The organism is Pseudomonas putida (assembly GCF_001976065.1).
GTDB classification, from domain to species: Bacteria; Pseudomonadota; Gammaproteobacteria; order Pseudomonadales; family Pseudomonadaceae; genus Aquipseudomonas; species Aquipseudomonas serbica.
This window is the reverse complement of the sequence record NZ_MNAH01000001.1, coordinates 377,568-391,451: the sequence shown is the minus strand read 5'-3', so window position 1 is coordinate 391,451 and position 13,884 is coordinate 377,568. Positions and strand designations below refer to the sequence as shown.

General features: G+C 60.8%; 15 protein-coding genes. 4 read left to right on the top strand and 11 right to left on the bottom strand.

What is annotated here, in order from left to right:
• Nucleotides 1–35: 35 nt before the first annotated feature.
• Nucleotides 36–932 (bottom strand): site-specific tyrosine recombinase XerD, encoded by an 897-nt coding sequence (gene xerD / locus BKX96_RS01830; protein ID WP_046820357.1) that lies wholly within the window; start codon nucleotides 930–932, stop codon nucleotides 36–38.
• A 106-nt stretch (nucleotides 933–1,038) separates the two neighbouring features.
• Between xerD and BKX96_RS01825 the strand changes: the two genes are divergently transcribed.
• Nucleotides 1,039–2,850 (top strand): cation:proton antiporter, encoded by a 1,812-nt coding sequence (locus tag BKX96_RS01825; RefSeq protein WP_077182512.1) that lies wholly within the window; start codon nucleotides 1,039–1,041, stop codon nucleotides 2,848–2,850.
• A gap of 179 nt (nucleotides 2,851–3,029) precedes the next feature.
• Here the strand turns inward: BKX96_RS01825 and rplS are convergent, their stop codons facing one another.
• From rplS to ffh, 5 genes are all read right to left on the bottom strand, one after another.
• Nucleotides 3,030–3,380 (bottom strand): 50S ribosomal protein L19, encoded by a 351-nt coding sequence (gene rplS / locus BKX96_RS01820; protein ID WP_003175895.1) that lies wholly within the window; start codon nucleotides 3,378–3,380, stop codon nucleotides 3,030–3,032.
• A gap of 45 nt (nucleotides 3,381–3,425) precedes the next feature.
• Nucleotides 3,426–4,178 carry a tRNA (guanosine(37)-N1)-methyltransferase TrmD gene (gene trmD / locus BKX96_RS01815; protein WP_046820359.1) on the bottom strand — a complete coding sequence of 251 codons (753 nt, stop codon included), beginning with the start codon at nucleotides 4,176–4,178 and terminating at the stop codon, nucleotides 3,426–3,428.
• A gap of 2 nt (nucleotides 4,179–4,180) precedes the next feature.
• Nucleotides 4,181–4,717: a ribosome maturation factor RimM gene (rimM, locus tag BKX96_RS01810; RefSeq protein WP_046820360.1), complete on the bottom strand. Its 537-nt coding sequence runs from the start codon at nucleotides 4,715–4,717 to the stop codon at nucleotides 4,181–4,183.
• A gap of 5 nt (nucleotides 4,718–4,722) precedes the next feature.
• The gene (gene rpsP, locus BKX96_RS01805; RefSeq protein WP_003198088.1) at nucleotides 4,723–4,974 is read right to left on the bottom strand and encodes a 30S ribosomal protein S16; all 252 of its coding nucleotides are present in this window, start codon (nucleotides 4,972–4,974) and stop codon (nucleotides 4,723–4,725) included.
• A gap of 249 nt (nucleotides 4,975–5,223) precedes the next feature.
• Nucleotides 5,224–6,600 carry a signal recognition particle protein gene (ffh, locus tag BKX96_RS01800; RefSeq protein ID WP_077182511.1) on the bottom strand — a complete coding sequence of 459 codons (1,377 nt, stop codon included), beginning with the start codon at nucleotides 6,598–6,600 and terminating at the stop codon, nucleotides 5,224–5,226.
• Between the two features lie 195 nt (nucleotides 6,601–6,795).
• Between ffh and BKX96_RS01795 the strand changes: the two genes are divergently transcribed.
• The 3 genes from BKX96_RS01795 (at nucleotide 6,796) to BKX96_RS01785 (ending at nucleotide 10,416) form a co-directional block, all read left to right on the top strand.
• Nucleotides 6,796–7,608: a cytochrome C assembly family protein gene (locus BKX96_RS01795; RefSeq protein ID WP_046820362.1), complete on the top strand. Its 813-nt coding sequence runs from the start codon at nucleotides 6,796–6,798 to the stop codon at nucleotides 7,606–7,608.
• 12 nt (nucleotides 7,609–7,620) lie between these two features.
• Nucleotides 7,621–8,865 (top strand): transporter associated domain-containing protein, encoded by a 1,245-nt coding sequence (locus BKX96_RS01790; protein ID WP_077182510.1) that lies wholly within the window; start codon nucleotides 7,621–7,623, stop codon nucleotides 8,863–8,865.
• 234 nt (nucleotides 8,866–9,099) lie between these two features.
• Nucleotides 9,100–10,416, top strand: a complete 1,317-nt coding sequence (locus tag BKX96_RS01785) for an MFS transporter (protein WP_046820364.1) — start codon at nucleotides 9,100–9,102, stop codon at nucleotides 10,414–10,416.
• Between the two features lie 110 nt (nucleotides 10,417–10,526).
• Here the strand turns inward: BKX96_RS01785 and purT are convergent, their stop codons facing one another.
• From purT to BKX96_RS01760, 5 genes are all read right to left on the bottom strand, one after another.
• Nucleotides 10,527–11,708: a formate-dependent phosphoribosylglycinamide formyltransferase gene (gene purT / locus BKX96_RS01780; RefSeq protein ID WP_046820365.1), complete on the bottom strand. Its 1,182-nt coding sequence runs from the start codon at nucleotides 11,706–11,708 to the stop codon at nucleotides 10,527–10,529.
• 98 nt (nucleotides 11,709–11,806) lie between these two features.
• Entirely contained in the window at nucleotides 11,807–12,274 is a 468-nt protein-coding gene (locus BKX96_RS01775) for a preQ0 transporter (protein ID WP_046820366.1), read from the bottom strand.
• A gap of 166 nt (nucleotides 12,275–12,440) precedes the next feature.
• Nucleotides 12,441–12,656, bottom strand: coding sequence for a DUF1289 domain-containing protein (locus BKX96_RS01770; protein WP_077182509.1), 216 nt, complete (start codon nucleotides 12,654–12,656; stop codon nucleotides 12,441–12,443).
• Nucleotides 12,653–13,177 (bottom strand): gamma carbonic anhydrase family protein, encoded by a 525-nt coding sequence (locus BKX96_RS01765; protein ID WP_027924900.1) that lies wholly within the window; start codon nucleotides 13,175–13,177, stop codon nucleotides 12,653–12,655. The genes BKX96_RS01770 and BKX96_RS01765 overlap by 4 nt, the downstream gene beginning before the upstream one ends.
• A gap of 56 nt (nucleotides 13,178–13,233) precedes the next feature.
• Nucleotides 13,234–13,833, bottom strand: a complete 600-nt coding sequence (locus BKX96_RS01760; RefSeq protein ID WP_046820368.1) for a CoA pyrophosphatase — start codon at nucleotides 13,831–13,833, stop codon at nucleotides 13,234–13,236.
• Nucleotides 13,834–13,884: the final 51 nt, after the last annotated feature.

Here is a 13,884-nt window from a genome sequence, read left to right as displayed (position 1 = left end):
AGCCCGCTCCCACATAAAGCAGATCGCAGACATCGTTAGCCGCGCGGGTGGTGTTTGGCGTGCAGATCCTGCAATCGAGCCCGGGCGACATGGGTGTAGATCTGGGTGGTGGAAAGGTCACTGTGCCCCAGCAACATCTGCACCACCCGCAAATCCGCGCCGTGGTTGAGCAGGTGCGTGGCGAACGCGTGGCGCAAGGTGTGCGGCGACAGCGACTTGCCGATCCCGGCGACCTTGGCCTGGTGCTTGATCCGGTGCCAGAACGTCTGGCGGGTCATCTGCTCGCCGCGCTGGCTGGGGAACAACACATCGCTGGGCCGTCCGCCCAGCAACTCGCCGCGACCATCGCGCAGATAGCGTTCGACCCAGACGATCGCCTCCTCGCCCATCGGCACCAGCCGCTCCTTGCTGCCCTTGCCCATCACCCGCAGCACGCCCTGGCGCAGGTTGACCTGCTCCAGCGTCAGGCTGATCAGCTCCGTCACCCGCAGGCCACAGGCATAAAGCACTTCGAGCATGGCGCGGTCGCGCTGGCCGATGGCCTCGCTTAGATCCGGCGCCTTGAGCAAGGCTTCGACGTCAGCTTCCGACAGGGATTTGGGCAAAGGCCTACCCAACTGCGGCATGTCCACGCGCAAGGTCGGATCGACGGCGATCAGCTTTTCCCGCAGCAGATAGCGATAAAAGCCACGCACACCCGAGAGAAATCGCGCCGTGGAGCGGGGTTTGTAGTTTTGCTCCAGACGCCAGGCCAGGTGATCGAGGATCAACTCGCGTCCGGCATTGATCAATTCCAGGCCTTTCTCCTGCAGCCAGCCGTTGAACAGGGCCAGGTCGCTGCGATAAGCATCGCGGGTGTTGTCGGAAAGACCTTTCTCCAGCCACAGCGCGTCGAGGAATTGGTCTATCAGGGGATGATCGATAGCAGGCATGATCGCTCTGGACACGCCGTCTAGAGACGGCGTGCGAAAAAAGGGTGAACGGAATAAACGGCCGCTAGTCTTTCATAGCCGGCTACTTCAAGGAACAGGAGCTTCAATGAACGAACAGCAGATTCTGTTGGCGATTGGCGGTATCGGAGCTGCGGCGCTGGGTTGTCAGTGGTTGGCGTGGCGCCTGAAATTGCCGGCGATCCTCTTTCTGTTGCTGACCGGGATTCTGGTCGGGCCGATCCTGGGATGGCTCGACCCGCAAGTGATGTTCGGACCGCTGCTGATGCCGCTGGTTTCGCTGGCAGTGGCGCTGATCCTGTTTGAAGGCAGCCTGACCCTGCACCTGTCGGAATGGCGCGAGATCGGCAGCGTCGTGCATCGACTGGTCACCCTCGGCGCGCTCTCGACCTGGGTGGTGATTGCGGTCGCGACCCATTACCTGCTGGATTTTGACTGGCTGCTCGCCATTCTCTTCGGCAGCCTGACGCTGGTCACCGGCCCTACGGTGATCGTGCCGATGTTGCGCGTGGTGCGACCAAAAGCCTCGATTGCCAACATCCTGCGCTGGGAAGGCATTGTCATCGACCCGATTGGCGCCCTGCTCGCCGTGGTGGTGTACAGCTTCATCATCGCCAGCGCGGCGGGTGAAGGCCTGAGCCATAGCCTGCTGACTTTCGGAGGCGTGATTCTGTGTGGCAGCGTGTTCGGGATAGCCGGTGGCTGGGTGCTCGGCATGATTATCCGGCGTCAGTGGCTGCCGGAGTACCTGCACAACCTGGCCGCACTGGCCTCGGTGCTGGGGATTTTCATTGCCGCCAACGCAGTGATGCACGAATCCGGGCTGTTGGCCGTGACCTTGATGGGCATGTGGCTGGCCAACATGAAGGGCGTGGACGTCCGGCACATCCTGCACTTCAAGGAAAACCTCAGCGTGCTGCTCATTTCCGGGCTGTTCATCTTGCTGGCGGCGCGCCTCGACCTGAACGCCATGATCGGACTCGGGCCGCTGGTGTTGATCCTGTTGCTGATCATCCAGCTCATTGCCCGCCCCCTGAACGTGATGCTCTCCACCTTCGGCTCGACTTTGAGCTGGCGCGAACGGGCGCTGCTATCGTGGATAGCCCCTCGCGGGATCGTCGCAGCGGCCGTCTCGGCGATATTCGCGATTCGCCTGGATGAGGCCGGCCATCAGGGTGCCTTGCTGCTTGTGCCCCTGACTTTCGCTGTGATCATTGGCACCGTGGTGCTGCAAAGCGCCACGGCACGGCCATTGGCGCGCTTGCTGAAAGTCGCCGAACCGGCGCCCAGCGGCTTCCTCATCGTCGGTGCCAACGCTCCGGCGCGAACCCTGGGCAAGGCCTTGCAGCAACTGGGCAGTCGCGTGCTGCTGACAGACTCGAGCTGGGAAAACATCCGCGCGGCGCGCATGGAGGGCTTGCCGACGTACTTCGGCAATCCGGCATCGCAGCATGCCGACGCGCACCTGGACCTGGTCGGGCTGGGGCATTTGCTGACGCTGTCGCCGTCCGGCGAACTGAACACGCTGGCGTCGATGCGCTTTCGTCATGACTTTGGTCATCAACGCCTGTTCGGGCTCGCCAGCGGCCAGGAGAGCCGCCGCACCGACAAGCATCGCGCCAGCCATGAGCATCGCGGGCGTTTACTGGGCGATGAGGAACTGACCTACGTCAAGCTGGCCAATCAGCTGCATCAGGGGGCAGAGCTGTACAGCACGCACCTGACCGATGGATTTGGCTGGGAGGATTATCAGGCATTGCATGGCGAGCGGGCGACGCTGCTGTTTGCGCGGGATGACAGTGGCTGGGTGCATGTGGTGACACCGGACAGTGCGCTCAAGCCTGCGGCGGGGTGGACGTTGTTGGCGTTGATTCAGCCTGAGGTCAGCGCCGCTGCGTAAATCGAATCGCGAGCAGGCTCGCCCCCACAGGGGATCCAATCGCACTCACAGATCCACTGTGGGAGCGAGCCTGCTCGCGATGGCCGTGACTCGGTTGCAGGTCAGGCCGCGAACCGGAGAAATCGCAGGCAACAAAAAAGCAGCCCGTAGGCTGCTTTTTTCTGCATCGGAAGCTGGACTTAAGCCAGTTTTTCCTTGATGCGAGCTGCTTTACCCGACAGGTCACGCAGGTAGTACAGCTTGGCTTTACGTACGTCACCGCGACGCTTGACAGCCATGCTGTCGATTTGCGGGGAGTAGGTCTGGAAAGTACGCTCTACGCCAACACCGTTGGAGATCTTACGCACGGTGAATGCACTGTTTACGCCGCGGTTACGCTTGGCGATTACAACGCCTTCGAACGCTTGCAGACGCGAACGGTCGCCTTCCTTCACTTTCACCTGAACGACAATGGTGTCGCCCGGGGCAAAGGTAGGGATCTCTTTGGTCATCTGCTCTGCTTCGAGTGCAAGGATGATTTTGTTAGTCATGCTGTGCTCCTAAGGTAAATCGTCGGATCTACCATCGATACGTTGTTAACTATCGTCCCGCTCGCGGATGTATTCCTCGAGCAGCTTCTTCTCTTCTCCAGAAAGCGAGCGGCTTTCCAGAAGATCGGCGCGTCGTTCATAGGTCCGACCAAGGGACTGCTGTAAACGCCAACGCCGGATGTGCGCGTGATTGCCACTTAGCAATACGTCGGGAACACGCTGATCCGCATACACCTCCGGTCGGGTGTAGTGCGGGCAATCCAGCAAACCATCCGTAAAGGAATCTTCCTCGGCGGAGTCCGCATGCCCTAAAGCTCCAGGCAGCAGTCGTGTAACCGCATCGATCAGGACCATCGCCGGCAGCTCGCCGCCAGACAGTACATAGTCGCCAATCGACCACTCTTCATCGACATGAGCATCAATAAAACGCTCGTCAATGCCTTCATAGCGGCCGGCAATCAGGATCAATGCATCCAGATTCGCCAACTCGCGTACCGCCGACTGAGTCAGTTGACGGCCTTGGGGGGACAGGTAAATCACCTTCGCGCCCTCCCCGGCGACTGCCTTGGCCTGAACCAGAGCATCTTCCAGGGGCTTGATCTTCATCACCATGCCCGGACCACCGCCAAAAGGGCGATCATCCACAGTGTGATGTCGATCCGTCGTGTAGTCTCGCGGATTCCAACAGGTGAGCTGCAACAGCCCCTGTTTCACCGCCCGACTGGTGATGCCGTACTCGCTGATGGCGGAGAACATCTCGGGAAACAAACTGATCACTTCTACGCGCAAATTAGCCACGCTTAGAAGTCCGCATCCCAATCCACCTTCATCTCGCCTGCGACCAGGTCGACGGCCAACACGCATTGCTCGGTATAGGGCAACAGGCGTTCGCGATCATCCAGGCTGCCAGCGCAAGGCTTGACCACCATTACATCATTCGAGCCGGTCTCCAGCAGGTGATCGATCTTCCCGAACAATTGCCCGAGGGTGTCGATGACCTTGAGACCTTCCAGCTGGTACCAGTAGTACTCGCCGTCGGTCAGTTCAGGGAACAGGTTGCGTGGCACGCAGATCTCATAACCGGCCAGAAGACGAGCTTCTTCACGATCATCGAGACCCTTGAGCTTTGCGACCAGGAACTTGTCGTTCCCGCGTCCGCTGACCAGCTCTACCTGCTTTACATTGCCGTCACGCTTGAGCGTCCAGGTTTTGTATTCCAGCAGGTTCTTAATCGGATCAGTAAAGGAGTACACCTTCACTTCGCCGCGAACGCCGTGAACCGAGTAAATCTTGCCGATAACGATCAAATCATCAGCAACAGCTGGCGTCGCGTTCATATTGCTCAGGCCGCAGCCTTAGCAGATTCCTTCAACAACTGAGCAACGCGCTCAGAAGGTTGTGCACCAACGCTCAGCCAGTAGGCTACGCGCTCTTGGTTCACGGACAGACGAACTTCTTGACCACGAGCAACAGGGTTGAAGAAACCAACCTGTTCCTTGTGCGAACCGTCGCGCGGGTTGCGGCTGTCGGTTACGGTCAAGTGGTAAAACGGGCGCTTTTTGGAGCCGCCAAGGGCAAGACGGATTGTTAGCATGTGAACATCGTTCCTGTAGTCGGTGCTGCAAATCTAAAGGCACAGCGGGCATAGGTGCCCGAAAGGCCGCATATTCTAAGGAATATCCGGACTTTTGCAAATGACTTTTTCCGGCGGCCTATCGGACGCCATCCAGATTTGCTATAGAGCCGTCGTTGATAACGGCCGGTCAGCTCCCGCCAAGTGCGGGTTTGCTGTGAATCCCACTTCCCTGTGGGCTGCGCCAGAGCAAGCTCCAGCGCGAATTCTTTACATCTTCGGCATGCCGCCGCCGGGCAACATACCGCCCATGCCGCGCATCATCTTGGCCATTCCGCCTTTCGCGGAGAATTTCTTCATCATCTTTTGCATCTGCTTGTGCTGCTTGATCAAGCGACCGATGTCCTGCACCTGGGTGCCGGAGCCCATGGCGATACGGCGCTTGCGCGAACCGCTGATCAGCTCAGGGTCACGGCGTTCGGCCGGCGTCATGGAATTGATGATGGCTTCCATCTGCTTGAATTGTTTTTCTGCCGCACTCTGGGCATTGCCCATCTGCGCCAGGTTTACACCGCCCATGTTCGGCAGTTTGTCCATGAGGCCGCCAAGGCCGCCCATGTTCTTCATCTGTTGCAGCTGGTCACGGAAGTCTTCGAGGTCGAAGCCCTTGCCCTTCTTCAGCTTCTTGGCCAGTTTGTCGGCCTTGTCTTTATCGAGGGTCGCTTCCGCCTGCTCGATGAGGCTGAGCACGTCGCCCATGCCGAGGATGCGCGAGGCGATACGCTCAGGGTGGAATGGGTCGAGCGCTTCGCTCTTCTCGCCCATACCGATGAACTTGATCGGCTTGCCGGTGATGGCGCGCACCGACAGGGCGGCACCGCCACGGGCATCGCCGTCGACCTTGGTCAGGATCACGCCGGTCAGTGGCAGCGCGTCGCCGAAGGCCTTGGCCGTGTTGGCGGCGTCCTGGCCGGTCATGGCGTCGACCACGAACAAGGTCTCGACCGGATTGATCGCGGCATGCAGCGCCTTGATCTCGCCCATCATCTCTTCATCGATGTGCAGGCGACCGGCGGTATCGACGATGACCACGTCGATGAATTTGAGCTTTGCTTCCTTGATAGCGGCTTGCGCGATCTCGACCGGCTTCTGGCTCAGGTCGGACGGGAAGAAGGTAACGCCGACTTCACCGGCGAGCATTTCCAGCTGTTTGATCGCCGCCGGACGATAAACGTCCGCGGACACGACCAAGACCGACTTCTTCTTGCGCTCTTTAAGGAAGCGCGCCAGTTTGCCGGCGGTGGTGGTCTTACCCGCACCCTGCAAACCGGCCATCAGGATGACCGCCGGCGGCACGGCGCTCAGGTTCAAGTCTTCGTTGGCCGCGCCCATCAGGCTTTCGAGTTCGGCCTGGACGATCTTCACGAAGGCCTGGCCCGGCGTCAGGCTGCGCGACACCTCGGTGCCGACAGCGCGTTCCTTGACCGAATTGACGAAGTCCTTCACCACCGGCAGGGCGACGTCGGCTTCGAGCAACGCCATGCGCACTTCGCGCAGGGTGTCTTTGATGTTGTCTTCGGTCAGCTTGGCCTTGCCGGTGACATGGCGCAGCGTCTGCGAGAGACGGTCGGTTAAGTTTTCAAACATTGCGCGATCCTTTCAGGCCCTGTGTAGACCGGGATAATGGCGGCCCAGACCGGACTAAACGTGTGCTCGGCGAGCCTGCGGCGTGGGCAGGTCGCGGATTATAGCGAAGACTGCGTCTGGCGGACACCTCGCACTTTCGTGTCGCGTGGGTTCTATGCCAAACTCAGCGCCTTTCGGGCTTGCCTAACAGGACTTATGCTCCCCTTGTCACCCAGTTTGCTTACCACCCTCGCCGCCGCCTGCTTGTATGCCGCTGCGACTATCTATCAAGGCACTCGCCTGGCCACCGGCGCCAAGGCCAACAAGCGCCTGCTGGTTACGCTCGGCGTGCTTGCGGTGCTGGCCCACAGCGCCAGCCTGGTGACCCACCTGCTGACCCCGATTGGCCTGGGCCTGGACTTTTTCAGTGCCGCCAGCCTGATTGCCGCTGCAGTCATCGCCTTGACCCTGCTGGCCTGCTCACGAATACCGGTGGAGAACCTGCTGGTCCTGCTGTTCCCCCTGGGCGCATTGACCGTGCTGCTGGCGCAGTTTGCTCCCGCGGGCACCGTGCAGATCATCGACGAAGAACCCGGCATTCTTGCCCACATCCTGTTGTCGATCCTCTCCTACGGCATGTTCACCATTGCCGTGTTCCAGTCGCTGCTGCTGTTGCTTCAGGATCACCAGCTCAAGCACAAGCACCCGTCCGGGCTGATCAAGAACTTCCCGCCGCTGCAAACCATGGAAAGCCTGCTGTTCGGCTTCCTCTGGGCCGGCTGGACGCTGTTGTCGCTATCGCTGATCTCCGGCTGGCTGTTTGTCGAAAACCTGTTCGCCCAGCACCTGGTGCACAAGACCTTGCTGGCCTGCCTGGCCTGGATCGTCTTCAGCGTGCTGCTTTGGGGCCGTAACCGCCTTGGCTGGCGCGGTCACAAGGCCATCCGCTGGACCCTGGCCGGCTTCTGCCTGCTGATGCTGGCGTATTTCGGCAGCAAGCTGGTTCGCGAATACATCCTGCACATCTGACGGGCGGCATTAATGGACGACTTGCCCATAGGGCCGATGCTTGCAGTAGTAGCCTTGCTGATTTTATGGTCAGGCCTGTTTACTGCCATAGAAGCCGCGCAGCAGCATTTGCTGGCCCAGCGCACAGCCTCGCGTGCAAGCGACAAGCCGCTGGCCCGGTTGAGTTTCCCCCTCGTCAGCCTGATTTTTTGCAATACCCTGTGCCGCGCCCTGGTACTGGTCATTTGTACCCTGCTGGCGATTTTCACCTGGGCCGAAAACGGCCCGTGGCTGGCCTGTCTCGGCGCGGGCGCCCTTCTGCTGGTTCTCGCCGACTACCTGCCCCGTGCCCTCGCCGTCCGCCATCCTGACGCGATCCTGGCCTTGGGCAACAACCTGCTCCGCGTGCCACTGAAGCTTATCTACCCAGCGGCGTGGCTACTCAATGCAATCAGCCAGTTGCTGATACGCCCGTTCGCCCGCAAAGCCAGCGTCGTGCAACAGAGCGAAGACGACCTGGCACCGGAGCGGCACGACCATCACGAACAGGCCGTCAACCGCCCGCACCCGCTACCGGGCATCCATGCGCTCGACAACATCACGGTCAATGACATCCTGGTGCCACGCAGCGAGGTTGACGGGATCAACCTCGACGACCCGATCGAAGACATCATCGAGCAACTGCGCCACAACCAGCGCACGCGCCTGCCGGTGTTTCACAGCGACATCAACCAGGTCGAAGCAGTACTCAACACCCGGCAAATCGGCCATTTGCTCCCCGATGGCAGCCTGACCCTGGAAGCGCTGCTGGCAGCCTGTCGCGAACCCTATTTCGTCCCCGAAAGCACCCCGCTGCAACTGCAACTGCTGAACTTCCACAAGCAGCAGCGGCGCCTGGGGATGGTGGTCGACGAGTACGGCGAAGTGCTGGGCATCGTCACCCTGGAAGACATTCTCGAAGAAATCGTCGGCGAATTCGAAAGCCAGCAAAGCCTGGACAACCCGCATATCCATCCCCAGGCCGATGGACGCCTGGTGATCGACGGCGCCGCCTCGATCCGCGAGCTGAACAAGAGCCTCGGCTGGCACTTGCCCAGCGACGGCCCGAAAACCCTCAACGGCCTGGTGACCGAAGCACTGGAAACCATTCCGGACTGCCCTGTCTGCCTGAAAATCGGGCGTTATCGCCTGGAAATTCTCGAGACTGAGGACAATCGGGTGACACAGGTATTGATCTGGCATACCAGTTCTGTACCGGCTATTGCATCAATCCAATAGCCGTTGCCCTTGTTGAATCGTTAGCCACCTTCCTATAATCGAGCCGCTTACCCAAGCCTCGCCGCCCCGTGCTTACCCTGCACACCGCCAGGTCCGGCCTGACCACCAGAAACGTCCGCTACAAACCGACGCCTGCTCCTACCTGGAGCAGCGACCGCGCCTCCACCCACATCCCTGGGTAATCGACCATAATAATTCGCTCCACTGGGGCCCATGACTGTCAGGGATAACCGCATGACGACCAGCACAACCTACGACGAATCCACTCCCGCACAACCGGTGAACTCCGCCAGCCGCGTGGCCACCGCGAGCTTCATCGGCACGGCCATCGAGTTCTACGATTTCTATGTGTACGCCACAGCCGCCGCGTTGGTGATTGGCCCGGTGTTCTTTCCACAGACCTCCGGTACGGCCCAGATGCTCTCGGCCTTCCTCACGTTCGGCATCGCATTTCTTGCCCGACCCCTGGGGTCGGCGTTATTCGGCCACTTCGGCGACCGCATCGGGCGTAAATCGACCCTGGTCGCTTCACTGTTGCTGATGGGCGTGTGCACCACGCTGATCGGCGTACTCCCGGGTTACGACAGCATCGGCGCCTGGGCGCCGATCCTGCTGTGCGTGCTGCGCTTCGGCCAGGGCCTGGGACTGGGCGGCGAATGGGGCGGAGCCGCCTTGCTCGCCACGGAGAATGCGCCCAAGGGCAAGCGCGCATGGTTCGGCATGTTTCCGCAACTGGGCCCGTCCATCGGCTTTCTCGCAGCCAACGGCCTGTTCCTGACCTTGGCCATGGGGCTGGACGATGAACAGTTTCGCGCGTGGGGCTGGCGGATTCCCTTCCTGCTCAGCGCTGCGCTGGTGATGGTCGGCCTGTACGTGCGCCTCAAGCTTCACGAAACGCCGGTATTCGCCAACGCCATGGCGCGCCAGGAACGGGTGAAGATCCCGCTGGTGGAGCTGTTCAGCCAATACTGGGTACCGGTGTTACTGGGCGCCGGCTCGATGGTGGTGTGCTATGCGCTGTTCTACATCTCGACCGTGTTCTCGCTGAGTTACGGCGTGGCGACACTCGGCTACAGCCGCGAAACCTTCCTCGGCCTGCTGTGTTTCGCCGTACTGTTCATGGCCGCTGCCACACCACTGTCGGCCTTGGCCAGCGACCGTTTCGGGCGCAAACCGGTGCTGATCATTGGCGGAGTCTTGGCGATCCTGTCCGGCTTCCTGATGGAACCACTGCTGACCCAGGGATCGACCTGGGGCGTGGCGCTGTTCCTGTGCATCGAGCTGTTCCTGATGGGCGTGACCTTTGCGCCGATGGGTGCGCTGCTGCCAGAACTGTTTCCAACCCACGTGCGGTATACCGGCGCATCGGCGGCCTACAACCTGGGCGGGATCGTCGGGGCTTCGGCAGCACCGTTCTTTGCGCAGAAACTGGTGGCGATGGGGGGATTGAGTTATGTCGGCGGGTATGTGTCGGGGGCAGCGGTGCTCAGCCTGATTGCTGTGCTGTGCCTGAAGGAGACGCGAAACAACGACCTGAATCGGGTTTCTTGAAGTAAAAAGCTTCGCGAGCAAGCCCGCCTCCACAGGGGGGACCGGATTCTTTCTGAAAGAACGCGGTCCTCCGGGGGGGAGCGGGCTTGCTCGCGAATGCCGCGCCTCGGTTACAGCTCTACTACAACAGCCTGGGATGCACGGGTCGCCTTGGCGCGAGCCGCTTCGATCGACTCGTCGCGAGCCAAGGCAACACCCATGCGGCGCTGGCCATTCACTTCAGGTTTGCCAAACAGGCGCAACGCCGTATCCGGCTCGCTCAATGCCGCACCGAGGTTGGCGAAAGCGGTCTGGGTCGACTGCCCTTCCACCAGGATCACCGCCGAGGCCGATGGGCCGAACTGACGGATCAACGGGATCGGCAGCCCCAGAATCGCCCGCGCATGCAGGGCGAACTGCGACAGGTCCTGGGAAATCAAGGTGACCAGGCCCGTGTCGTGCGGGCGAGGCGACACTTCGCTGAACCACACTTGATCACCCTTGATGAACAATTCGACGCCAAACAGGCCACGCCCACCCAGGGCCTCGGTCACGGCCTTGGCCACGCGCTCGGATTCAGCCAGGGCTACCGGGCTCATGGCCTGGGGCTGCCAGCTTTCCTGGTAGTCGCCCTTCTCCTGACGATGGCCGACCGGCGCGCAGAAGGTAGTGCCGCCGACGTGACGCACGGTCAGCAGGGTAATTTCATAATCGAAATCGATAAAACCTTCGACGATCACCCGGCCTTTACCGGCACGCCCGCCTTCCTGGGCGTAGTCCCAGGCCGTCTTCACGTCATCGACGCTGCGCAGCAGGCTCTGGCCTTTGCCCGACGAACTCATCACCGGCTTGACCACGCACGGGAAACCGAGGTCCTCGACGGCCTTGCTGTAGTCCTCGAAGGTGTCGGCGAAGTGGTAAGGCGAGGTCGGCAGGTCCAGCTCTTCGGCGGCCAGGCGACGAATGCCTTCGCGGTTCATGGTCAGCTGTGCAGCCCGCGCGGTCGGGATCACGGTGAAGCCTTCAGCCTCCAGTTCCACCAGGGTCGCGGTAGCAATGGCTTCGATTTCCGGCACGATGAAGTGCGGCTTCTCGGCTTCGATCACCGCGCGCAGCGCCGCGCCGTCGAGCATGTTGATCACGTGGCTGCGATGGGCTACCTGCATGGCCGGCGCATTGGCGTAGCGATCCACGGCAATCACTTCAACGCCCAGGCGTTGCAGCTCGATCACCACTTCCTTGCCCAGTTCGCCACAGCCACACATCAATACGCGGGTCGCGGTGGGCGACAATGGAGTTCCGATACGGGTCATCTCAAGTCCTCAAGAAGCGGATCATCGAGGGATGCGGCGCCTGGCGCGCTTCCCATGGGGAGAAAGCGCGGCATTTTACATGAACCGCAGGGTTTGGCTCAGCTGACGAGCGCCTGTTTGCGCAAGCGCCAGGCCATGATCAGCCAGACGGCTGTGACGCCAGCGAACTTCGAGCCCAGGGCGGTGAGAATGACGCCCGGGGTCAGCGCATCGATCATGCCGAAGAAGATGAACGTATCGAGGGGGATGCTCAGGGCCGAACTTATCCACAGGCGGTCGTGCAACGGACGCCGGGTGATGCTGAACACCAGCCAGTCGATACACTCCGACACCGCGAACGCCGTGGCGCTGGCCAGGGCAATGGAGGGGTCGGAGGTGATATAGGACAGCACCAGCGCCGCCAGCATCGCCGCAATCGCACCATGGCCGAAGCGCGTTTGCACCATGTCGCGCAACACGAACACCAGGCCGCCCCACGCCGACCAGATGATGTCCAGGTCCGGGGCAGTGGAGAAGGCGTAGTTGATCAGCACGACGCTGCCGATGTAGGCGATCAGGAAGAACATGGGGGTACCTGTCAATTTGGCGCACAGGGTACTTCAGAGGAGGCGGTGGTGACAGTGCTGACGTCTTCGCGAGCAAGCCCGCTCCCACATTATTCAGTGCCGGTCACAGAATGTATGAACAACATCAATCAAATGGAGGAGCGGGCTTGCTCGCGAAGGCGTCGCCTCATTTATCGGGCCTTGCCCCAATCATCCACACCAACCCACTGGACTTCGCCCGTTCATGGCACAACCCCAATACCTTGCGCCGCTCTTCGTTGTCCATCCGGCTCCAGCGGGTGATCTCTTCCACCGTGCGCTGACAGCCCGTGCAAATGTCATCGTCATCCAGCGCGCAAATGTTCACGCAGGGCGATGCCACCGGTCGTTCGCTCGTCGTCATTCTTCCTGCTCAGCCAGGTCGCGGGCATAACGTTGCGAGTTATGCACGTAGTGAGCGGCGCTCGCTTCCAGCATCTTTTTCTGCGGCTCGGTCAATTCGCGCACCACCTTGCCGGGCGAGCCCATGACCAGCGAACCGTCCGGTATCTCCTTGCCTTCGCCGATCAACGAATTGGCGCCGATGATGCAGTTCTTGCCGATTTTCGCGCCATTGAGGATCACCGCATTGATGCCGATGAGGCTGTAGTCACCTACAGTGCAGCCATGCAGCATGGCGTTGTGGCCGATGGTCACGCCGGTACCGATGGTCAGCGGGTAGCCCATGTCGGTATGCATCACGGTGCCATCCTGGACGTTGCTGTTCTTGCCGATCAGGATCAGCTCGTTGTCGCCCCGCAGCACGGCGTTGAACCAGACGTTGGCGCCCTCTTCCAGTTTGACCTTGCCCACCAGCACGGCATTGGGAGCGACCCAGCTCTGTGGGTGGGTCTCGACACGGGCGTCGCCCAGGCGGTATTTCATCGTGTTGTCCTCAAGGCACAGGCAGCGGCGAGTTCAGGCCATTGGAGTGATGGCTTTCAGGTGTTGATAAAACTTTTCGGCGGTTGGTGCAGGCTGATTTTCGCGTCATAGAGCAGATTGATCAACTCTACGATCATGATTGCCGTCAGGCCCCAGATCTTGAATTCACCATAGCGATAGCTCGGCACATACCAACTGCGCCCCTGGTAGTCGATGCGATGGGTATGTTCGCGCGGGTCCTTGCGGAAGAACTCCAGGGGCACATTGAACACGGCGGCGATCTCGGCATCGTTGGCCCGGTATTCGACGAAATCCGGAATCACCCCGACATAGGGCGTGACCATGATGCCGTGCAGGGAGATCAACGGACTAAGCGGGCCGATCACTTCGACCAGGCCCGGTGGCAGGCCGATCTCTTCCTCGGCTTCGCGCAGGGCGGTAAAAATCAGGTCGGGGTCTTCGGGGTCGCGTCGACCACCAGGGAAAGCGACTTCGCCACCATGGGTCGACAACCCGCTGGCGCGCAGGGTCAATACCAATTCCGGCTCGTCACTGCGAGTAATCGGCACCAGGACGGCGGCCTCGGGGAAACGTCGGTCAGTCTCCAGCGTGCGCGGTGTGTGGTGACTTACCCGATGCAGTAGCTCGTCCAGCATGAGTGTTCTCGATCAGTGCCTTACCCTGCATCATGCACCAATCGCCGCGGT

Coding starts and splice junctions, on each gene's coding strand:
- ffh (WP_077182511.1), bottom strand. CDS start 6,600: ATGTTTGAAAACTTAACCGACCGTCTCTCGCAGACGCTGCGCCATGTC.
- BKX96_RS01790 (WP_077182510.1), top strand. CDS start 7,621: ATGGACGACTTGCCCATAGGGCCGATGCTTGCAGTAGTAGCCTTGCTG.
- rimM (WP_046820360.1), bottom strand. CDS start 4,717: ATGAACGCGACGCCAGCTGTTGCTGATGATTTGATCGTTATCGGCAAG.
- BKX96_RS01775 (WP_046820366.1), bottom strand. CDS start 12,274: ATGTTCTTCCTGATCGCCTACATCGGCAGCGTCGTGCTGATCAACTAC.
- BKX96_RS01825 (WP_077182512.1), top strand. CDS start 1,039: ATGAACGAACAGCAGATTCTGTTGGCGATTGGCGGTATCGGAGCTGCG.
- rplS (WP_003175895.1), bottom strand. CDS start 3,380: ATGACTAACAAAATCATCCTTGCACTCGAAGCAGAGCAGATGACCAAA.
- BKX96_RS01770 (WP_077182509.1), bottom strand. CDS start 12,656: ATGACGACGAGCGAACGACCGGTGGCATCGCCCTGCGTGAACATTTGC.
- xerD (WP_046820357.1), bottom strand. CDS start 932: ATGCCTGCTATCGATCATCCCCTGATAGACCAATTCCTCGACGCGCTG.
- BKX96_RS01795 (WP_046820362.1), top strand. CDS start 6,796: ATGCTCCCCTTGTCACCCAGTTTGCTTACCACCCTCGCCGCCGCCTGC.
- BKX96_RS01765 (WP_027924900.1), bottom strand. CDS start 13,177: ATGAAATACCGCCTGGGCGACGCCCGTGTCGAGACCCACCCACAGAGC.
- BKX96_RS01760 (WP_046820368.1), bottom strand. CDS start 13,833: ATGCTGGACGAGCTACTGCATCGGGTAAGTCACCACACACCGCGCACG.
- BKX96_RS01785 (WP_046820364.1), top strand. CDS start 9,100: ATGACGACCAGCACAACCTACGACGAATCCACTCCCGCACAACCGGTG.
- purT (WP_046820365.1), bottom strand. CDS start 11,708: ATGACCCGTATCGGAACTCCATTGTCGCCCACCGCGACCCGCGTATTG.
- rpsP (WP_003198088.1), bottom strand. CDS start 4,974: ATGCTAACAATCCGTCTTGCCCTTGGCGGCTCCAAAAAGCGCCCGTTT.